The organism is Bradyrhizobium sp. FW305-F6 (assembly GCF_058782905.1).
The window spans coordinates 440,536-460,370 of sequence record NZ_JBYSYD010000001.1; the positions used below are offsets into that span (position 1 = coordinate 440,536).

General features: G+C 64.5%; 20 protein-coding genes and 1 tRNA gene. 11 read left to right on the forward strand and 10 right to left on the reverse strand.

The window, feature by feature from the left end; all coding sequences use genetic code 11:
* Positions 1-46: 46 nt before the first annotated feature.
* Positions 47-5,248, reverse strand: a complete 5,202-nt coding sequence (locus AC3WLX_RS02090) for an alpha-2-macroglobulin family protein (protein WP_492334500.1) — start codon at positions 5,246-5,248, stop codon at positions 47-49.
* A gap of 547 nt (positions 5,249-5,795) precedes the next feature.
* Here AC3WLX_RS02090 and AC3WLX_RS02095 point away from each other — a divergent pair.
* The 3 genes from AC3WLX_RS02095 to AC3WLX_RS02105 all read left to right on the forward strand — a co-directional run bounded on the left by AC3WLX_RS02095 (position 5,796) and on the right by AC3WLX_RS02105 (position 8,645).
* Complete coding sequence (locus AC3WLX_RS02095) at positions 5,796-6,797, forward strand: helix-turn-helix transcriptional regulator (protein WP_492334501.1); 1,002 nt, start codon at positions 5,796-5,798, stop codon at positions 6,795-6,797.
* 125 nt (positions 6,798-6,922) lie between these two features.
* On the forward strand, positions 6,923-8,356 hold the full coding sequence (locus tag AC3WLX_RS02100) for an amidase (RefSeq protein ID WP_492334502.1): 1,434 nt from the start codon (positions 6,923-6,925) through the stop codon (positions 8,354-8,356).
* A 212-nt stretch (positions 8,357-8,568) separates the two neighbouring features.
* Positions 8,569-8,645, forward strand: a tRNA-Arg gene (locus AC3WLX_RS02105).
* A 40-nt stretch (positions 8,646-8,685) separates the two neighbouring features.
* Here AC3WLX_RS02105 and AC3WLX_RS02110 read toward each other — a convergent pair.
* Both AC3WLX_RS02110 and AC3WLX_RS02115 read right to left on the reverse strand, forming a co-directional pair.
* On the reverse strand, positions 8,686-8,811 hold the full coding sequence (locus AC3WLX_RS02110; RefSeq protein ID WP_492334503.1) for a hypothetical protein: 126 nt from the start codon (positions 8,809-8,811) through the stop codon (positions 8,686-8,688).
* 471 nt (positions 8,812-9,282) lie between these two features.
* Positions 9,283-9,516, reverse strand: coding sequence for a hypothetical protein (locus AC3WLX_RS02115; RefSeq protein ID WP_291621232.1), 234 nt, complete (start codon positions 9,514-9,516; stop codon positions 9,283-9,285).
* On the opposite strand from AC3WLX_RS02115, the gene AC3WLX_RS02120 reads away from it, so the two are divergent.
* Together AC3WLX_RS02120 and AC3WLX_RS02125 are read left to right on the forward strand one after the other, a co-directional pair.
* Positions 9,502-10,110, forward strand: a complete 609-nt coding sequence (locus AC3WLX_RS02120) for a hypothetical protein (RefSeq protein ID WP_492334504.1) — start codon at positions 9,502-9,504, stop codon at positions 10,108-10,110. The two genes, AC3WLX_RS02115 and AC3WLX_RS02120, sit on opposite strands and share 15 nt — an antisense overlap.
* A 114-nt stretch (positions 10,111-10,224) precedes the next feature.
* On the forward strand, positions 10,225-10,464 hold the full coding sequence (locus AC3WLX_RS02125; RefSeq protein WP_492334505.1) for a hypothetical protein: 240 nt from the start codon (positions 10,225-10,227) through the stop codon (positions 10,462-10,464).
* A 25-nt stretch (positions 10,465-10,489) separates the two neighbouring features.
* Here AC3WLX_RS02125 and AC3WLX_RS02130 read toward each other — a convergent pair whose 3' ends face one another.
* The gene (locus tag AC3WLX_RS02130; RefSeq protein WP_492334506.1) at positions 10,490-11,770 is read right to left on the reverse strand and encodes a hypothetical protein; all 1,281 of its coding nucleotides are present in this window, start codon (positions 11,768-11,770) and stop codon (positions 10,490-10,492) included.
* Between the two features lie 113 nt (positions 11,771-11,883).
* Between AC3WLX_RS02130 and AC3WLX_RS02135 the strand changes: the two genes are divergently transcribed.
* The gene (locus AC3WLX_RS02135; protein WP_291631769.1) at positions 11,884-12,111 is read left to right on the forward strand and encodes a DUF2171 domain-containing protein; all 228 of its coding nucleotides are present in this window, start codon (positions 11,884-11,886) and stop codon (positions 12,109-12,111) included.
* Positions 12,112-12,236: 125 nt separating this feature from the next.
* Here AC3WLX_RS02135 and AC3WLX_RS02140 read toward each other — a convergent pair whose 3' ends face one another.
* Positions 12,237-12,596, reverse strand: coding sequence for a hypothetical protein (locus AC3WLX_RS02140; protein ID WP_492334507.1), 360 nt, complete (start codon positions 12,594-12,596; stop codon positions 12,237-12,239).
* A 392-nt stretch (positions 12,597-12,988) separates the two neighbouring features.
* Here AC3WLX_RS02140 and AC3WLX_RS02145 point away from each other — a divergent pair, with 392 nt between their 5' ends.
* Positions 12,989-13,150 (forward strand): hypothetical protein, encoded by a 162-nt coding sequence (locus AC3WLX_RS02145; RefSeq protein WP_291623292.1) that lies wholly within the window; start codon positions 12,989-12,991, stop codon positions 13,148-13,150.
* Between the two features lie 73 nt (positions 13,151-13,223).
* Here AC3WLX_RS02145 and AC3WLX_RS02150 read toward each other — a convergent pair whose 3' ends face one another.
* The 3 genes from AC3WLX_RS02150 to AC3WLX_RS02160 form a co-directional block, all read right to left on the reverse strand.
* On the reverse strand, positions 13,224-13,988 hold the full coding sequence (locus AC3WLX_RS02150) for a hypothetical protein (RefSeq protein WP_492334508.1): 765 nt from the start codon (positions 13,986-13,988) through the stop codon (positions 13,224-13,226).
* A gap of 167 nt (positions 13,989-14,155) precedes the next feature.
* The gene (locus tag AC3WLX_RS02155) at positions 14,156-14,368 is read right to left on the reverse strand and encodes a hypothetical protein (protein WP_492334509.1); all 213 of its coding nucleotides are present in this window, start codon (positions 14,366-14,368) and stop codon (positions 14,156-14,158) included.
* A 101-nt stretch (positions 14,369-14,469) separates the two neighbouring features.
* Positions 14,470-14,706 carry a hypothetical protein gene (locus AC3WLX_RS02160; RefSeq protein ID WP_492334510.1) on the reverse strand — a complete coding sequence of 79 codons (237 nt, stop codon included), beginning with the start codon at positions 14,704-14,706 and terminating at the stop codon, positions 14,470-14,472.
* Between the two features lie 263 nt (positions 14,707-14,969).
* Here AC3WLX_RS02160 and AC3WLX_RS02165 point away from each other — a divergent pair, with 263 nt between their 5' ends.
* Complete coding sequence (locus AC3WLX_RS02165) at positions 14,970-15,317, forward strand: DUF6481 family protein (RefSeq protein ID WP_492334511.1); 348 nt, start codon at positions 14,970-14,972, stop codon at positions 15,315-15,317.
* Between the two features lie 126 nt (positions 15,318-15,443).
* Here the strand turns inward: AC3WLX_RS02165 and AC3WLX_RS02170 are convergent, their stop codons facing one another.
* Entirely contained in the window at positions 15,444-15,689 is a 246-nt protein-coding gene (locus tag AC3WLX_RS02170; RefSeq protein ID WP_291623300.1) for a pentapeptide MXKDX repeat protein, read from the reverse strand.
* Between the two features lie 331 nt (positions 15,690-16,020).
* Between AC3WLX_RS02170 and AC3WLX_RS02175 the strand changes: the two genes are divergently transcribed.
* From AC3WLX_RS02175 to AC3WLX_RS02185, 3 genes are read left to right on the forward strand one after another with little or no spacing between them, the layout of a single operon-like run.
* Positions 16,021-17,043, forward strand: coding sequence for a TRAP transporter substrate-binding protein (locus AC3WLX_RS02175; RefSeq protein ID WP_492334512.1), 1,023 nt, complete (start codon positions 16,021-16,023; stop codon positions 17,041-17,043).
* Positions 17,040-17,594: a TRAP transporter small permease gene (locus AC3WLX_RS02180; protein WP_492334513.1), complete on the forward strand. Its 555-nt coding sequence runs from the start codon at positions 17,040-17,042 to the stop codon at positions 17,592-17,594. The genes AC3WLX_RS02175 and AC3WLX_RS02180 overlap by 4 nt, the downstream gene beginning before the upstream one ends.
* Complete coding sequence (locus tag AC3WLX_RS02185; RefSeq protein ID WP_492334514.1) at positions 17,591-18,949, forward strand: TRAP transporter large permease; 1,359 nt, start codon at positions 17,591-17,593, stop codon at positions 18,947-18,949. Before AC3WLX_RS02180 ends, AC3WLX_RS02185 begins: the two co-directional genes overlap by 4 nt.
* Positions 18,950-19,046: 97 nt before the next feature.
* On the opposite strand, the gene AC3WLX_RS02190 is transcribed toward AC3WLX_RS02185, so the two are convergent.
* Complete coding sequence (locus AC3WLX_RS02190) at positions 19,047-19,730, reverse strand: GntR family transcriptional regulator (RefSeq protein WP_291623309.1); 684 nt, start codon at positions 19,728-19,730, stop codon at positions 19,047-19,049.
* Between the last annotated feature and the right edge of the window lie 105 nt (positions 19,731-19,835).

Genomic DNA, 19,835 nt, shown 5'->3' on the forward strand with positions numbered 1-19,835 from the left:
CGACGGTGTATGTGGCTCGACATCGCTCATCTCACTTACTTCTCGCTCACTTCGCCGCCCGCACCTCGACACTGCCCGTGCCGGTCCGGCCATAGCGCGAGGGATTGTACATGTCCTCGACATAAGCCTGCGGCAGCACGTATTTGCCCGGCGAGACCGCGCGCACGATATAGGCGACGGTGAACACCGACTTGGAGTCCGAGGCCCGGTCGACGGCCGCCGTGAAGCGGTCGTCGCGGAATTCGGTATTCTCGGGCTCCTCGCCGTCCTCGATCCAGTCCAGCGTGCCGCTGTCTCCGGAGGAGACCAGCCTCGGATTGTCGATCTCAAGGCCGGCCGGCAGATAGTCCGCCACCATGATGTGACCGTATTCCGGCTTGGCCTCGGTGATCTTCAGCACCACCGCAAAGCGCTGGTTCTGCTTGATCTTGCTGATGTCGGCCGGCTTGCCGTCGAGCGTGAAGTAATTCCGCTCGATCTTGAAGCCGTTCGATGCCGCAGGCTCCGGCGTCACCGGCGAGCCGGATACCGAGACCACCGCCTGCACCGGCGCGTCGCCGGTATTGGTGATCTTCATCGGCTTGCCGCTCAGTGTATCCGCCTTGTAGCTGCGATAAAGCGCGGTCTTGACCGGCTGGCCGTCGACCTCGATCGAGAGGTTCTCCTTGGCGAGCGCCCGCGCCGCCAGCACCAGCCACGCATTCTCCTGCGTGGAGGTGTAGGGCGTGAGCCCGCGCGCGGTCTCGACCCGCGACACCGCCTGGGTCAGCGTCGCCTTCGGCGCATTGCCTTCGCTGGCAAGCGAGACCAGCGCTGCGGCATCGCGCAGCTGCGAGCCGTAGTCGGTGCGGCCGAACTCCAGCGCCGGCTTCGGCGCGAGGCTGTCGAGCGCCGCGCCATAGACCCGCTCGGCGCGGTTGCGGTCGCCGACCAGCGCCAGCGCCGCCGCAAGCTGCGACTTCGCAATGGGCGTTGCGAGGTTGTTCAGCTTGGTGTCGGCGAGATAGCGGAGATCGCCGATCGGGGCCGCGCCGTTACGTGCGAGCACGTAGAGGCCGTAGGCGAGCTCGCGGCCGCCATCCTTCTCCGGCTCGTCGGCATTGACGACGGAGTTACGGATGCGGTCGAGCGCGTTCTTGAACAGCACGTCCGGGACCGCAAACCCCTTCTCGCGGGCGCGGGTCAGGAAGTCCGTGACATAGGCGTCCAGCCAGGCATCGTCGCCGCCGGCCGACCACAGCCCGAACGAGCCGTTCGAGCCCTGGCGCGCCAGGAGCCGCTCGATGGCGTCGCGGATGCGCTGGTCGACCTCGGTGTCCATGGCCAGATGCGCGCCGGCGGCGAGGTCGTTGACATACAGCAGCGGCATGGCCCGGCTCGTGATCTGCTCCGAGCAGCCATAGGGATAGCGATCGAGCGCTTTCAGGATCGTCGCCGCATCGAGTGCGGTCGACAGGCTCGCCGAAACCGAGACGCTGCCGGTGCCCGGCACGAGGTCGGAGAACATGTCGGCGGTCAGCGTGAGGCTCTCGCCCTTCGCCAGGGTGCGGATGGAGCGCCGTGCCAGCACCTGCGTCGCCGCCTTGACGTCGAGCGCATAGTGCCGCGCGAGGGCAAGGCCGTTCGGGCCCTTGATGTCGACGTCGAGCGTCGCCTGCCCCGCCGCATTTGCGTCGATCGCCAGGGCGAACGAATTGCGCTGCTTGGCGGCGAGCTTCACCGTGGTGGCGGGATTGCCGGTCATTTTCACCGGGCCGCCGGTCTTCACGTTGATGACGTAGTCGCCAGCCGGACCCTCGACATTGTCGATCTCGAGATTGACGGTGCCGCGATCGCCGTTGAGCAGGAAGCGGGGCAGCGTCGTCGTCAGCACCACGGGGTCGCGGATCACGACGTCGGTGTTGGCGCGGCCGAGCTTGGTCGCGGTCCACGCCACTGCCATCACGCGCGCAGTGCCCGCGAACTCCGGAACGTCGAAACTCACTTCGGCCGTGCCGTCGGCGGCGACCGTGACGATGCCCGAATACAGCGCCAGCGGCTTTTGCGCGGGCGGCGAACCCTGGAGCTCGCCAGCGGCGTCGCCGCCGGATTTGATCTGGCCGCGCGTGCCCGACATGCCGTCGATCAGCTGCCCGTAGAGATCGCGGATCTCCGCGGACAGACGGCGCTGGCCGAGATAATAGTCGTCCGGCGCCGGCGGCTTGTAATTGGTGAGATTGAGGATGCCGACGTCGACCGCGGCGACGACGACCTTGGCGTCCTCGCCCGGGTTGAGCCCGTCGAGCTTGACCGGGATCTTCAACGCCGCATTGGGGCGGATCAGCGCCGGCGGCGTCAACTTCACCTGCAAGGTGCGGGCCTGCTTGTCTATGCCGAACCATTTCAGCCCGATCGCGCGGCCCGGCATGCGCTGGGCCGCCGCATCGAGCGGACGACGCAGCGTCGCCACCACATAGGCGCCGGTGCCCCAATCCTTGCCGATCGGGAGCTTCACCTGGGCGGTGCCTTCCTTGACGTCGATGGTCTGCGTCGTCAGCAGCCGCTCGCCGAGCACGTTGATCGTGAGCTTGCCGGCGCTGCGGACATTGACCGACACGGTCATGGTGTCGCCGGAGCCGTATTGCGGCTTGTCGATCGAGGTCTCCAAGAGATCCGGCGTGTCGGCGCTGCCGTCGGAATACCAGCCGACGTCGAACTGGACCGAGGTCACGGGGCCGTCGGCATCGTTGGTCCGCACGTCGAGCCGGTAGCGGCCCGGCTGCGGGCTGAGCGAGATCCGCGCCGGCTTGTCGGCGGCGATTACGACGTCACCGTCGGCGACGCGCGAGGTCGACTTGACCGGCTCGTACTCCCAATAATTGTTCTGGCGATACCATTGGTAGCGCGATTCCATCTTCAGGAGCTCGTAGCGCAGGCCGTCGCGGCGCAGCCTCTCGCCCTCGGGCGAAACGAACACCACATCGAACTCGGCCTTGTCGCCCTCGGCGACGTTCTTGTCGCCGAACAGCGGCTTGATGCCGATCTGCGCCGCGCTGGGCGCGACCGGCAGCACGATCTTGCGCTCCACGGCGCGGCCGCCGGTCTCGACCATGCGGACGAAGATCTGCGCCTCCTGCGGGCGGGTCGAAGCCGGCTGCTTGTCCAGCGTCACCGGGAAGGTGGCAACGCCATTGGCGTCGGCCTCGGGCAGGTTCTCGAGCGGCGTTCGCTCGTTCGAGGTGCTCTCCTCGTCGTCCACGCCGAACTTGTAGCCGGCAAAGCCCGGACGTTCGCTCGCGGGCGCAATCAGCATGTCGCCTTCGAGCTGAAGGCCCGAGGCCGGTGCGCCGTAGAGAAAATGACCGTCAGCCTTAAGCTCCACTGGAGCGTTAGCTTTGATCACCTTGTCCTTGGCCGATAAGTCGAATTCAATCCGATCGGGCACGTAGTCTTCGACCATGAAGGTGGTCTCGCCGACCGAGGCGCCCTTCGGATCGGTGAAGGCGCGGACGCGCCAGGTGCCGGTCGGGACGGCCGAGTTGAGCGGCACGGCCAGCGTGCGACCGCCGGCACCCTGGTCGGCCAGCACAGCGCGGCGATATTCGACGCCGTCGGGCCGCTCGATCAGCAGCGTCATCGGCCCGCCCGTGACGGCATTGCCCTGCCCGTCACGCAAGAGCGCGGTGAGATAGACCGTCTCGCTGGACCGGTAGACGCCGCGCTCGGCATAGACGAAGGCGTCGGCGCCAGCGGGCACCGCGCGACCGGAGACGCCGCGGTCGGACAGGTCGAAGGCGGAGGACTTAAGGCTCAGGAACGCGTAGTCGGCCTTCTCGGCAGTGACCGTGAGCATCGCCGGCGACAGGCCGCCCTCGCCACGCGCAAGCCCGGCCTCGAACACCGCGTGGCCGGCACCGTCGGTCTGGCGCGTCGCCAGGATCTCGTTGTTGCGGGCGATCAGCCGCACCTCGGCCTTGACGATAGGGTCGGTCGACGCCAGCGAATTGACGAAGACGTGGATGCCGTCATTGCCGGAGTAAGCGGAAATGCCGAGATCTGAGACGATGAACCATTGCGTGGCAAGCTGGGACTCGTCGTCGGAGCCCGGGCCCTTGGCCGCGGCCGTCATGACGTAGACGCCGGGCTGGAGCTCGCCCACTGCCTGGTCCACCGGGAATGCCGTGGTGACGTCCTGGTTCAGCGTCATCGCGGTCGCGAGCTCGCCGGACCAGACCTTGACGCCGCGCTCGCCGCCGAGATCCGACAGCTGGTACTTCGACAGGGTCTTCTGGAAGTCGCTGTCGACCACCGTGTTGATCAGATTGCGGTCGCCGATCCGGAACACGTTGATGTTGACCGCGGGCGTGTTGACGCTGACCACGGGAATGCCGCGCTGGCCGGTCCTGGGCAGCACATAGGCACGGCTGGTGAATCGCACGAACGGCTTGCGGTCGCGGACATAGACGTTGAACTCGGCCGATTTCGGCAGGCCCTCCTTCACCGTGGAAGGCAGGCCGGCGCGCAGATTGATGTTGTAGCGCTCGCCGTGCTTCAGCCCGTCGACGCAGAGCTGCTTGCCTTCGGCCGACAGCGCCGGCTTGTCCTGGCCCGCCAGCGCCAGGAACGGCGCGAAGTCGGTGCGCTTGGCGAGTTCTTCCGAGAACTGGAAGCAGGCGCGCGGGCTCGCCGAGTCCGAGTCCACGGTGTAGTCGAGCAGCCGGAATCCGTGCTCGTCGCGCATCTTCTCATATTGGCCGCGGACGTCGGCGACCTCGCGCATGTCGAGCGACAGCCGCAGCGCGTCCAGCGCCGGCCGCCACAGCTTGCGTTCCGCCAGCGCCTTGCCGAGCACGGCGAGCGCGTCGGCCTCCTCGCCCGCATTGCCGGCGCGCAGATAGGCGATGTAAGCCGCAGTCGAGGCGCGTTCCAGCAGGAAGGTCTGCTCGCTCGAGCTCTTCGGCGAGATCTGGAAGATGACCCTGGCGAGCCGCAGCCAGTTGCCGGCATCCTCGGGCGTGGTCGCGGCGATCTGGCCGAGCACCGTGAGGCCGGTGCGGTAATCATTGCGCCGGAAGGCGGCGTCGGCGTCCGTCTTCAGCGTCGCGTTGGATTTGGCGATCGGCCCCGCCTCGCTCTTGATCTGAGCCTCCAGCTTGATCGCGGAATCGGCGAGGTCGTCGCGCTTGAAGGCTTTGTCGGCGGCCTGCGCAACAACAAGGCCGAGCGCCAGGGCGGCGCAGATTGTGACGGCGCGAACAAGACCGATCATGGAGGACTCCCGGAAATCGCGGACGAACCGCGAAGGCAGATGAAATGCGCGGAAAGGTGACGGACTCAAGGCGATGGAACCAGAGGTGAAAATCGTCGCATTCGCCATGACAAGGCAAGCCCAAGCAGAACCGATCGAAACACCAGCGCGCACCGTTCGGATGGCACTAACATGATCCATCGAGCGGCCGTGCCCTTGGCAGCGTTCCCGGCAACGTGATCCCTCGTCCAATTCGTTGCCACCTTGACCGGGCGCCCTGACACACCACCGTCCCGCTTTGTCGCGGCGACGAGCAAATCGGTTCGGTCAAGCTTGAGCGATGTCCCATTATTTCTCCCCCGAGATCGGCGGTCTTCGGCCGGGCCCTGCGCGACGTCTGAGATCAGCAATCCCGCTGGAATCCAGGCCGCCTCTGTGTGACACTGACATGATACGAGCTTGAGACAGTTCAACTTGGGACCGCCGTGTCGCAAAGTGCGCAGCTGCGAGGAAAGAGCCATCATCCGCGTCCCGGCGCACGGACCGGCCGGCCTGGTGCACGGCTGACATGACCGTCCGTGACCCGCCCGGCACTGATCTTGCCCGGCGCGCCGGCGCCCTTTTGCTCGACCTTTACGCGATGGCGCGCGCACTGCCGCTCGATCGCTTTCAGGAAGCCACGCTTTCCCGGCTGCGCGACCAATTGCCGTTTCGGTCTGCCTATTGGGGTATGCTGCGGGCGCAGCCGCGCGGCGGGCTCACGCTACACTGCTCTTACGTCGACGTTCTGCCGCACGACTTCGTGCGCGACTGGGAGGCCGTCAAGCACAAGGACGTCCTCGCCGCAAAGGTGGTCGCCGCTCCCGGCATCGCGGCCAGTGTCAGTGCGAATTCCATGGGACATGCCGAATTCGTCGCCATGGGAGAGCGGTTCGGCATCGCCAGCGCAATCTCGGTGGCGGTTGCCACCCCCGTCCCCTGCCTGCTCGCTTTTCTGTCGCTCTATCGGCCAGCCGATGCCCCGCAGTTCGACCATGCCGACCGGACGTTTCAGGAAATCGTCATGCCGCATATCGCGGCTGCCTGGCATACGAACCGCCTGCATCATGTCGAGGGCCTGCGGGCCGGCTTGGATCGCTTGCAGGAGGGCTTTGCCGTTGCCGACCGGCACGGCCTCATGCACGCAAGTGAAGCGACATTCGCCACGTTGCTGAGCCTCGAATGGCCGCGTTGGCGCGGGCCCGAATTGCCCCGCCTGCTGCGCGATACGGTGAACGCCGGTCACAGATATGATGGCCGCGCCATAAGCATCGATGTCGTCCGCCACCGTGATCTGGCCGTGCTTCGCGCCCGTCCCCGCGATGCGACCGACCGCCTGTCGCCGCGCGAAACGGAAATTGTCGCCTTGTACCGCGATGGCCGTTCCTACAAGGAGATCGCGGTGCATCTTGGCTGCTCGCCCTATACGGTACGCCACCATCTTCGCGCCATCTACGACAAGCTGGGCGTACGCAACAAGGTTGCCCTCCTGCATCGCACGAGCGGCATCAGCCCCGCCGTGAGGAGCTGACGCCGCCGGTCACCTCCGACGAAAACCGCGAGGGGTGGAACATCTGGTCGATGGCACCTCGCCCGCGATCCCGGTTTCCTGCTGCGAGGCTCTTGGAACGAGAGCCAGCATGTCAGGAGACAGAGATGAACCTCGACGACTATGCCCGTTACGACGGATTGGGCCTCGCCGCACTGGTCCGCAAGGGTGAGGTCAGCGCAGCAGAGCTGGCGGCTGCCGCCCGCCTGGGCATCGAAAAGGTCAACCCCACCCTCAACGCCGTCATCGGCGAGATCGACGCGCAACCGCCTGCGTCGGCCACCGGTCCGTTCGCGGGGCTGCCGTTCCTGATCAAGGACCTCGTCATGCACGCCGAAGGCGTCCGCTGCGACATGGGCAGCAGGCTCGTCGACAACAGCTTCGTCTCGCCGCACGACACGGAGCTGATGCGCCGGTTCAAGGCTGCAGGCTTCGTCGCGATCGGTCGCACCAATACCCCGGAATTCGGATTTGCATCCACGACCGAACCGGTTCTCTACGGTCCGACACGCAACCCCTGGAATGTCGAGCGATCCCCCGGTGGCTCCAGCGGAGGTTCCTGCGCCGCGGCTGCGGCCGGCATCGTCCCGATCGCCCATGCCAATGATGGAGGCGGGTCGATCCGGATCCCGGCGGCGATGTGCGGCGTCGTCGGCTTGAAACCAACGCGGGGACGCACCCCGACCGGTCCCGAGTTCGGCCAACCGCTCCACGGCCTCGGCATCGAACACGTCGTGACACGGACCGTGCGCGATTGCGCGGCGGTGCTCGATTCGGTGCAGGGCCCGGGAATCGGCGACCCCTTCATCATTCCTCCGCCACCGCGTAGCTATGCCAGCGAAACCGCCACTGCACCCGGCCGACTGCGCATCGCCGTGTCACTGGCGGGCATGAAGGGTGCGCGCGCCAAAGGCGAAGTGCGCGAGGCCGTGATGCGGGTCGCACGCGAACTGGAAAGTCTCGGTCACGAGGTCAGCGAAGCCTCTCCTGACTATGATGAAGAGATGTTCCACCGTGCAAATATCGTTTACTGGTGCGGCTTCCTGGCCGCGGGGGTTCTCGGCACCGCCCAGCTCAATGGACGCAAACCGTCGCTGGAAACGCTCGAGGCGACCACGCTCGCCTGCTACGAATATGGGTTAGGCCTGAAGCTCGTCGATCTGGAGATGGCCGACGCCTTCGCCAACATCGTCTGCCGATCGGTGGCGCCCTTCTTCAACGCCTACGACGTGCTGCTCACGCCGACCCTTGGAGAGCAAACGGTCGCCCTTGGACACATCGATGCAAATGACGCATCGCTGGATGCGCAAGGCTGGTACGATCGCCTGTTCAATCACGCCGCCTACACGGCCCTGTACAACATGACGGGCCAGCCCGCGATCAGCCTGCCCCTGACGACCGACTCGGAAGGAATGCCCCTCGGCATGCAGTTCGTCAGCCGTTTTGGCGCCGAGGATATTCTGCTGAGGCTGGCGGCCCAGCTCGAGCAAGCCCTGCCATGGGCGGGACGTCATCCAGCCGTCCACGTCGGGAGGGTATAGTCCTCCCACAGGGCCGAGGTCGTCGCGCAACCATCCGGTGGGCAGGAAACCTGCTCACCACGCCTCCCCTGCCGACGCCCAACGACGATTAGGCGCCGCGTTGCTTACGTTTGCGGCGGATAGGGCTCGGTTCGGGCTTGGCGTGGCCGCGGATTTTTCATATTTGCCGTGATAGAAGTCCGGCAGGCCTTAACCGAGGCCGGCACGGCGACGGTCCCGTAGCTCAACTGGATAGAGTAGCGGATTTCTACTCCGCGGGTTGCAGGTTCGAGTCCTGCCGGGATCGCCAGACTGTTTCTGCCACAAACGAATTTGAAGAGTTGTCGTCACTATTGCCTAACTCGTCGGGCGATGCCTTCGAGCTTTGTCATCGCTGCAACGGTAACCTTCTTGCGCGCGGCTTCGCGGCAATAACGCTCGATCTCGCGGATATCGGTATGGCCGGTGATGGACATGATCTCCAGCGCGCTGCATCCCGCCTCAGCCAGCGCGCGCCGGGTAAAAGGGGCACCAGGGAATGCCTACGTAACCAAGGCGGAACGACCCCGGGCATCCCCGGGGCTGGGCCGAGACGCACCGGGGCCGCCGACGAGCCGACTCAGGCCGGCCGTCAGCTGGAATGGTCGCGATCAGCTTCGTTCGGGTAATCTCAAATGATGCGAGGCGTAGATTTAATTTGCGTGAGGCGGCATTTAATCGGGCCGAGTGGCGTAAGTCGGCATTACCATATTTTCCCGTTTAGATAAGTATGCTTTGACATTCCCCGCTTGAGTAGCGGGGGAGTGCAATGAGCAATGACCGGATCGTCACGGCCGCCATCATTGCAGTTGGCGCCGTCAACAAGCACTCGCAGCGATAGCTCTCTTGTCCTTCTGAGCACCCTAAAATTGTCGATTTCAAGGGGCCCCTGCAGTCGGCAGCCACTTTTATCCGCAAACGCCTTCTTGTCGCGGCCCGCTCATCACGCCCTTCCCGCCATTCTTTTCGCCGGCCATTTCAATGGTCGGGAAGGCATCGGCGCAATCACGGGGGCGGTCCGAACCTTTCCTATTTTTCCCATTCTTGACCGCAGCAATTGACAATGTTCGCGCTCTTTGATTAAAAGGGTTCCAAATATTTAATTTAACTGTTTGGGAGGCCTTTTCATGAAAGCGTTTCATACCTCGCTCGTGGCGAGTCTAATGCTTGCTGGGACCACCCTCAGCGCCTCCGCCTCAATCATCAGTCAGGGCGTTACATTCACATTCGAAGCGGTGGATGCTGACACGCTAAGGCTGACGGTTGATAACCTGCCGAACGCCACCGGCAACTGGGGCCCTGTTAATTTCTTCGACGCTTTCGACATTCGAGACGTAGGGTCGTTTTCGTCTGCAACCGCGACTTACGGGGTAACCTCTGTGAGCGGGCTGTTGGGCCAACAAGCAAACGGTTCGGGCGTTGGTTGTAACAGCGGCGGCGGAGCTTCGGCCTGTTTCAATTGGGGTCCAAATCTGTCGATCACCAACCACATGGTGTTTAATATCGATTTTGTTCCGGCTGGGGCTGGTCTCGACTTCAGCAATCCACATTTAAAGGTCTCGTTTCTCGTCAACGATACCGACACGAGAAAAACGGGCGACCTGTTGTCACTGAACATCCCCGTTAATGCCGCGCCTGTTCCTGGTCCAGCCGTGGGCGCGGGCATTCCGGGCCTCTTAATGGCAGTCGGGGGTATCGTGGCATGGCGCCGACGCAAGACAGCATCGGCTGCTTAAGCCAAAAATCCGCCAGGCTTCACGAACGCGTGGGTAACCATAGTCCGGCCTTTGATCGGCGCCGATCGGCACTATGTATGCGCCGGGCGAGGATGTGCCCGATAGGTTTCGTGAATGCAGCAGTCCGATTTGACGAGAATGGCCATCGCATCTGCGGTGGCGATTGTCGCGATGTCGTATTTGGCCATCGACGCAGGCGTCCTGAATATCAACGCGGTCAAACGGCCGGTTCAGGTGGCGCAGGCATCGATCGTCGGCGCCGCGATGGGTCAAAATCACCTTGCCCTTGCCGTTCAGGAGTGGACGCGAGGGGCCGAGAAGCCCGCCGTGGAGCAGTGCCTCGCGACGGACTGATGCGGACGCGCGCGCGGCAGCCCGTTTACTCGCCATCTGCCCCCTGATGCGCCTGCCACCAGCGCGCAATTGCGGCGGCCAGCTCGTTCCAAAGCTCCGTTGGAAGATCAGCGACGGCAACCCGGACGCTGTACTGGTCAGTGGTCGCGTCGTGAAACCACTCCGTCGCCGCAAAATCGAAGCCGAAGCTGCCGGCGTGACGGATGGGAAAACCCTGCCGGCGCAACTCGCAGCTCATGTCTTCGGCAGCCTGCCGCGCCGCCGCCTCGTCGAGCGGGCGCTTGCCGCGCAGGGTGACATACAGACCGTGGGCGAAATGAAGCTCGGCCGAGAGCGTCGGCAGCGTCGCGGCAAAATATCGGGCCGCGCTTCGGCCGTTGCGCAGGATAGCCGCAACGCGCTTTTTTGTTAGAGTCCAATACGCCGCGCTGCCCGCGAAGGGCGGGAAGTGGGCCGGCAACGCCGCGCCGCCGAGCAGCCGAACCGCATTTCGCGTTTCGGACGCGAGACGTGTCCAGTCTGCGCCCCCTGCCCGCTGCTGCTCGTTCCCTTGCACGAAGACGACCGAGCCGAGCCTGCCGTATTCCGCTCCGAGCGAATCGAGCTTGTTGTGGCTTCGCACCAGGACCAGCGGGATGTTGCATCGGCGGGCCCATCTCAGGACACGCCTGATGCGGCCTGACCGGCCGGCGAAACATGTCGTGTCGAAAACCAGGAGATCGAGGCCCGAGCCGTCACAGCGCAGGGCCGCCTCGAAAGCGCCGGCGAAGGAGCAGGAATCCAACAGAAGGATCCGCGGCGAGTTCGCCGCCGCAAACGCCTCGCCCAGCGGCAGCTTCAAGGCCTCGATGCGCAGCTGAGGAATGAAGCCCTGGATCAGCTCCAGCGTCTCTCCGTAGGAGCCGGGAAGCACCAGGATGTCAGCCTTCTCGAGAATTTGCGCAGACGCGAGCAGCACAGCCGAGATCGCCGCCATTCCCGAGGCGGTGTAAATCGCCGTGCTCGCGCTTGCGCCGTCCAACTCGTAGAACGGAGGACCGCGGACCGTCAGATCCGCCCGCTGGTAGTCGTAACTGAACGCGAACGGGCCGCTGGCAGTGTCGGCCGTCTGCGACCAGGCGGTCTCCGTCGCCTTCCATCCCAACAATTCGTGTTCCGCCCTCAGCGCCGCCGTGATCTGGAACTTGGACCTGACGAGGTCGTCGACGGACCGAGGTCGCGCCATATCGAGCGGCTTTCTCAGGCAGTCGTTCAACAGCCTGAGTTCCTCATGCTTGCGCTCCAGATAGGTTCGAATGCTCTCCATGGGAGTCTTGATAGATCCTGTTGGACGTCAACGTCCGGCAAAGGCCGAGGGTCCAAAACGCCTGCTGCAACGAACAGGCGTCGTCGCCGTTGAATCCCTGCAAGGAGAACAGAATGGCTGACATCAAAGAGCACATGAAAATCATCGGCAAGGACGGCGCACATGTCGGCACCGTCGATCGCGTCGAGGGCAACCGGATCAAGCTGACGCGCAAGGACAGCCCGGAGGGTCACAAGGACCATCACCACTACATCGATACGAAATATGTCGGCGCCGTCGAAGGCGATGTCGTCAAGCTGTCGGTGAATGCCGACGCGGTCCCGAAGTCGGAAGCCGCCTGAAAAACTCGAGCCCCTTCGGGGGCCTTTTGTTTGTTCACGATCCGACTCCGCTTCGTTCACAAGGCACGAATCGCGACCTCAGATCGACGCACCGAGCACTTGTTAAGAATGGCTTGCCGGATCGATCATGCGCTCACAAGCACGGGCCGCAGCCGATACGCATCGATCGCGGCATTCGACAACAGCAGCCTGCGTCGCTCGCCGCGCAGCATCATGCGATCGATCCGGTTCAGAATGAAGCGGGCGGAATCCTTGTGCTCACCCGTGAGCAGGCCGGACTGGTCGAGATATCGCCAGGCGATCTCGAAGGACTGCGCACGTAATTCGGGGTCGGTCATAGCCGAACAACGTTTGCCGCGGAACGTAGGTTCCTTCCGCCGGTCCTTGCAGCGCCTGCGCATCGAGACGGAACGAAGGCGCGGCGAGAGCGTTGAGTAACCGGCTTCAGTGGTGCCGATCCGCCAGCCGCGATCGGCCTTGAACAACCCCGTGCTCGTCCCCCGAGCACGGGGTTTTCTCGTGCCGCCGCTATCGGACCGGAGGCGTTTGCCCAGCTGCATCACAGAGGTCGGTCGGCTCATCGCGCGGATCGCGGGCGAGTTCGTACCAAGCCAAGGCCAGCTGGATCAGCCGTTGCCTGTCGGCACCGTCAGCCTCCGCGGCGCGCTTCATTGCGGCCTCGGCCTCATGCTGTGGATCGTACTTGATGCACATGAGGCAGAGCTTAGCCGGCCATCTGGACAAGCGCGTGGCAATTTCATCCGTAAGATTGCGGGGTCTCCGTCAGGCCGGCAGGCCGATGTGTGAACCATGTCATAGCCTGCCCACGGCCATGTCCGCTAAAGTCACGGCGAGCCTTCATGGGTGATGTCCGGTGATGACGCGCAAAGCAGCAACCGAAATCATCGTCCCGACGCAACGACATCGCACGAGCATGCTCCGCGTCGCCTGTCTCGGCACAATTGGCGTCGTGATGGTGGCCTGGATCAGCGGCCTGGTCTGGGGCACGATCGCGTTCTTCAGCTGGCTCGTGTCCTGACGCACGAGTCGCCCCGCTCGAAAAACAAGGCGGGCCTAAGCCCGCCTCGGTGCTGCAATCCGCCCCTGAAGACTCAGTAGCATGCGCGAGGATCGGCCTGGACATATTGGCCGTTCGGGTAGCGATAATAGCAAGTGCCCTGCGCCCAGTAATAGCCAGGCTGCGACGCCGCGGTGGCGCCGGCGATCGCACCGGTCGCACCGCCGAGAACCGCGCCTGCGGCAGCCCCTGTTGCATTGCCCGAGATCAGGCCGCCCAGCACACCTCCGACGATCGCGCCGCCAAGCGCGCTGACGCCGGGATCAGCCGGCTGCGGCGGCGGGGGTGGCGGTGCATAGGTGACCGGCGGAGCATAGGCCACCGGCATATCGTCGATATAGTCCTCCGAGATATAGGCGGGCGGGCCGGCCATGCGCTGCGGATAATAATACCAGACGCCGCCTACGTCCCACCACCAGCCGGAGCGGCCGTTGCGGACTTCGTGGCGCCAGCGCCCGCCATCCCAGGCGCGGTTGCCGCGATAGGCGTGACCGCCCCAATTGCGCTCCGGTGCGGGGCCGCGGGCGTAATGGCGGCCGGGCGGCGGGCCGCCCGCTTGGTGCGGACCGGGACCGCCGGCACGAGGCTGCGCGCCCGTCGCGGGCCGGGCCGCCTGTTGCGGCGAGGGACCTCTGCGGACGTTCTGATCGGACTGAGGCGGCGGGCCTGCGGCTGGCCGCGCCTGAGGTTGGCTGGCCTCGCTCCGCGGTCTGGCATCTTGCGCCTGAGCCGGCAGCGCCAGCAACGAGATGGCCGAAACCATGGGAATGATGATCTTGACGCGTCTGGACGCACTCATGCGTGCTCGCCCCCTGCTCTTGCGATGGCCGTGGTCCCGGCGCGATCGACGAATCGTCACGCGCCGGGCTGATGCCGGCCGAAATAACTGCCCTTCTTGATCGGCTAAGTCCCGTTACAAATGATTAAGATCACGGCATTTTTTCGGCCCCGGGCTCCCGGGCGCACCTAGCGAGCAGGCTCGATCACATTGCAATTGGTGCGGCCCGACATCAGGCAGTCCTGCATCTTGCTCGCCGAGGTCAGGTCGCGGGCAAGCCACCAGCCGACGGCGAGGATGACAATCGCGATGATCAAGCCGGCAACCGCACCGCGCCGATCGTCGGCGGGTCGAGATTTTCCAGCGGGCTTGGGCTTCTGGCTCGGTTCGGGCTTGGACATCGCCACCTGATCACACAACCGGGGCGGCTTTGGCTACCTCTTGCGGCAGCCCGTCACATCGAGTTCGCCATCGGCGACCTCTTTGGGCGACCTCTTTGGGCTCAGCCCCGGGTCTGCCGGATCGCATTCTCGCGCAAGGTCTCGACCGCCGGAATAGCCTCCTGGGCCCGCGGTGCACAAGTGGTGAGCACAAACGCGGTCTGGGTGCATTCCCAATCCGCTCCCAGCAGGGCGCTATCGACGGGCTGCGGGCGAGCGAGCAAGATTGCGGCGCCCGCGACGCCTGCCAGGACGGCAGCGATTGCGAGCGCCTTCAGGCTCAGTCGAGAGATCGTCATGCCCGTGCTCCGTGTCCTTCGGGCGGACGCTAGGCGTCGCCCAAGTGCTCCCTTTATGAGGGAGATCACAATTCGGCAGTTTTTCGGGGCTACGAGAGATCGTCGGGGGCGATTTTTCGTTGACCTGATCGGCTGCGATTATGGGTGGCTTCGCGACGCGCGCCGATGTACACGCTTATGCGTCGCGTGGCGCCTGCTATGCCCAGCCGACTTACCAACAGGCACCGATTTAATATCGAAAGCGAGGAAGACAAGGCTCGTCCATGAGTGGATTCAGGGAACCCGGCTTCGCAGACCGGCAAAAGGCGGCGCAGGACGCTCGCAAAAATCTTTTGAACAAATTCAAATCGCAACCGGGTCCCGATGATCCGGCGGTTGCGGCGAAGCGTGCCGAGCGCGAAGCTCTTGCGGCCAAGCGCGCCGAGGCGAAGGCTGCGCGAGAGGCCGAAAAGGCGGAGCAGAAGCGCCGCGAGGAAGAGGCCAAGGCCGCCGAAGCCGCACGGATCGCGCGCGAGGCCGAGGAGGCCGAAGCTCAGCGTGCTGCGCTGGAAGCCGACCAAAAGGCCAAGCGCGATGCGCGCTACGCGGCCCGCAAGGCCAAGCGCAAGTAAGACTGCCAGATCACGTTCGATTGAACTGGCACTGAAACCTCATCCGGGGCGGTCTATGGGACCGCTCCCGGAATTCGAGAATGCGCGGCCGGTGGTGTGCCGGCCCTGCGCGGGACGGATGGAAGATCAGTTCTTCTTCATCATCCCGTCGTCCTTCTTCATCCCGTCCTTCGACATGTGGTCCTTCTTCATGCCGTCGTCCTTGGACATGGTGTCCTTCTTCATCATGCCGTCCTTGGACATCGTGTCTTTCTTCATCATGCCGTCATCCTTGCTCATCTTGTCCTGAGCGAAAGCGGCCGGCGACAGCGCAAGGCCAAGCGAAAGAGCGGCAGCCGAGACGCCGAGCACGATGCGGGTGCGAATGGTCATGGATGATCTTCCCTTCGAGGTGGTGTTTGTCAGCGACGGACGCCGCTACCCAGACTCGACGGATGGTCGGGGGGTGTTGTTACGCAGCCCTTGATAATTTTCGGTAAGCGCACCGGGAGCCCTCGACCGAACGAGTTCAAGATCGCAGCGGGAATTAAGGGCATGTGCAGCGCAGCACAACCGACCCTTGCCGCGACGTCCGATCTCGAACTATGAGTTGAGGGAGTATTGGGTCAAAGAGCGGCCAGAATGGGCCTACGCAGCGGTCGCTCATCAAACCCGATCACGCCAAACAAGAACCGTTCAAAGAACCGCCCAAGGACATCATATCATGCTCACGCGCCGCCATCTGCTCGCGACCGCCGTCGCCGCGCCCGCCATTCTTCGCCTCGGCACCGGTACGGCGCAGGCCGCCACCACGCTGAAGATCTCGCATCAGTTCCCCGGCGGCACCATCGACAAGGGCGATTTCCGCGACCGGCTCTGCCGCACGTTCGCCGCAGAGATCGCCAAGCGCAGCAATGGCGACATCGCCGCCGAGATCTATCCGAACTCCTCGCTGATCAAGACCAACGCGCAGTTCTCCGCGATGCGCAAGGGCGCGCTCGACATCAGCCTCTATCCGATGCCGTATGCCGGCGGCGAAGTGCCGGAAACCAATATCGGCCTGATGCCGGGTCTCGTGACCACCTACGACCAGGGCCTGCGTTGGAAGAAGGAGCCGGTCGGCAAGGCGCTGACCGATTTCCTCGCCGACAAAGGCATCATCCTGCTGACCTGGGTGTGGCAGGCCGGCGGCGTCGCCAGCCGCTCCAAGCCGATCGTCGCTCCGGAAGACGCCAAGGGCCTGAAGGTCCGCGGCGGCTCGCGCGAGATGGACATGGTGCTGCAGACCGCCGGCGCCTCGGTGCTGTCGGTGCCCTCTAACGAAATCTACGCCGCAATGCAGACCGGCGCCTGCGACGCCGGCATCACCTCCTCCACCAGCCTGATCTCGTTCCGCCTCGAAGAGGTCGCGAAGTCGCTGACCTCGGGCGCCGGCGCCTCCTACTGGTTCATGCTCGAGCCGCTGATGATGTCGAAGGCGATCTTCGACAAGCTGCCGATGAACCATCAGGACATCCTGCTCGCGGTCGGCTCCGAGCTCGAGGCCTTCGGCCGCAAGGGCGCGCAGGATGACGATGTCGAGGTCGCCAAGGTCTACGAGAAGGCCGGCGCCAAGGTCTCGCCGCTCGATGCCGCCACGGTCGGCAAGTGGCGTGACATCGCCCGCGACACAGCCTGGAAGGACTACAGCGGCAAGACCGCGACCGCGGCCAACCTGCTCAAGCTTGCGATCGACGTCGCCGCATGAGCCACGGTCCGCTTCCGGATCGTGATGACCAGGTCAAAGCCGCCGCAAGCACCGGCCTTGCGGCGGCGATCGATCGCGGTCTCGCCATCCTCAACAGCATCATCGTCGTGTTCGCCGCGGTCGCGCTGGTCGCGGCCTGTGCGATCCTGAGCTACAGCGTGCTCAGCCGCGCGCTGTACAAGGCCGCGAACTACTGGCAGGACGAGGCCGCCGTGTTCCTGCTGGTCGGCGCCACCTTCATGACCGCGGCCTACGTGCAGCAGCACCGCGGACACATCGGCATCGAGGCCTTCGTCGGCCTGCTCTCGCCGCTCGCAAACAGGGTCCGGCTCTGGCTGGTCGACGCGGCCACGTTCCTGTTCTGCGCCTTCTTCACCTGGAAGTCCTGGACGCTGGCGCACGAAGCCTATGTCGACGGCCAGGTCTCGAACTCCATGTGGTCGCCGCCGCTCGCCATACCCTACACGCTGATGGCGCTCGGGATGAGCCTGCTCTGCCTCCAGATCCTCGTGCAGCTTGCGCTGCCCTTCACCGGAGCCAAGCGGCCATGAGCGTTTTCGGTATAGGTCTCTCCTACGGAATCGTAACGCTGCTGGTGATGTTCTCGGGCATGCCGATTGCGTTCGCGCTCGGCGCGGTCGCGGTCGTGTTCATGGCCATCTACATGCCCGCCGCCTCCCTCGATACGGTGACGCAGAACGTCTACGAGGAAATGGCCTCGATCACGCTGCTGTCGATCCCGCTGTTCATTTTGAAGGGTGCGGCGATCGGCAAGTCACGTGCCGGCCAGGATCTCTATTCGGCGCTACATGCCTGGCTGCACCGCGTACCCGGCGGCCTCGGCGTTGCCAACGTGTTCGCCTGCGCGCTTTTTGCGGCGATGGCGGGCTCGAGCCCAGCGACCTGCTCGGCGATCGGCTCGGCCGGCATCCCGGAGATGCGCAAGCGCGGCTATTCCGGCGGCTTTGCCGCCGGGATCATCGCCGCCGGCGGCACGCTCGGCATCCTGCTGCCGCCCTCGATCACCATGATCCTGTTCGCGGTCGCCGCCGAGAAGTCGCTCGGGCGGCTGTTTCTCGCCGGCATCGGGCCCGGCCTCCTGCTGGTCACGCTGTTCGGCGCCTATGCCGTGATCCGCTTCCGACAGGAATATGCCGCGGCCGAAGCGGCCTACAAAAGCGGCGGACCGGAGGCTCCGATCCTGCAGCGTGACGAGTATACGCTGGCCGAGCGATTCAGCGTGCTGCCACGGGTCATTCCGTTCGTGCTGCTGCTCACCGGTGTCATGGTGGCGCTCTACGGCGGTTACGCCACGCCATCGGAAACCGCCGGCCTCGGCGGCCTGCTGGCGCTGGCGCTGATTGCCGCGATCTACAGCGTGTGGCGGCCGAGCGACCTTGCTCCCATCATGAAGTCGACGATCCGGGAATCGACCATGCTGATGATGATCATCGGCATGTCGCTGCTCTATTCCTACGTGATGAGCTACCTGCACATCTCGCAATCGGTCGCCGAATCCATCGTCGCCATGCACCTGCCGCGCTGGGAGCTGCTGTTCGCGATCCTGGTCATGGTCGTCGTGCTCGGCTTCTTCCTGCCGCCGGTCTCGATCATTCTCATGACCGCGCCGATCATCCTGCCGCCGCTGCGCGCCGCCAATTTCGACATCATCTGGTTCGGCGTCGTCATGACCATCGTGATGGAGATGGGGCTGATCCACCCACCCGTCGGCCTCAACATCTTCGTCATCCGCAACGTCGCGCCGGACATTTCCCTGCGCGAGGTGATCTGGGGCACCCTGCCCTTCGTGCTCTTGATGATGCTCGCGGTGCTGCTGCTGTGCTTCGTGCCGGGGATCTCGACCTGGCTGCCAGACCTCGTGATGGGGCCGGACGGAAGCAGGTAGGCGAGCGATCGTAGAGTGGGCCAAGCGAAGCGGGCCCACATCTTTCTTGGATACGGAGAAGAACGGTGGGCACGGCGCATTCGCGCCATTGCCCACCCTACGATTTCTCCTTCCGCCGCCCCTTTGGCGCGTTCGCCACCACCTGCAACAAATCCTTGCGCACGGCTTCGATGTGCCGCTCCAGGAAACGACAGGCCTCTTCGACCTTCCCTGCGCGGCAGAGCGCGATCAGATGGGCGTGCTCCTTCTCCGCCGTCCCCATCGCCTTGGTGTTGGAGAGTTGCAGACGCGTGTAGCGGTCGCTGGTCTGGAGCAGCGACAGCACGATCGCGCGGGTGCGCGGCTGCGGGGCGTGCACGTAGAGCGCCATGTGGAAGTCGGCATTGAGCCGCCCCCAATCGCTGACGTTCTTCGCCTTGATCGCCTTCTCGAACTGCCTGTGGATGTCGTCGAGCCCGTCGATATCTTCTGTGGTAAAACGGGGCGCCGATTGCGCCAGCAGGCGAGGCTCGAGGATGCAGCGCAGGTCGAACACGTCGTTGATCTCATCCAGCGACAGCTCCGAGACGATGGCGCCCTTCTGCGGAACGATCCGGACCAGGCCTTCCGCCTCGAGCTGGAACAGCGCTTCGCGCACGGGAATGCGGCTGACGCCATAGGCTTCGCCGAGCGCGTCCTGCCGCAGCTGGGATCCTGCGGGATAGGTGCCGTCGAGGATCGCCTGCCGGAGCTGGTCGACGATCGCGGCCGACAGGGTGCGATGCTTTAGAGGCTGCTTCATCTGATCGTCTGTTGTCCTTCCCGACTCGTTCGACCGACGCGGTCCCTGTCTTGCATGGGGAGATGCCTGGCAAAAGCCCGACCTCCTCCGAGGCACACTGCTCAG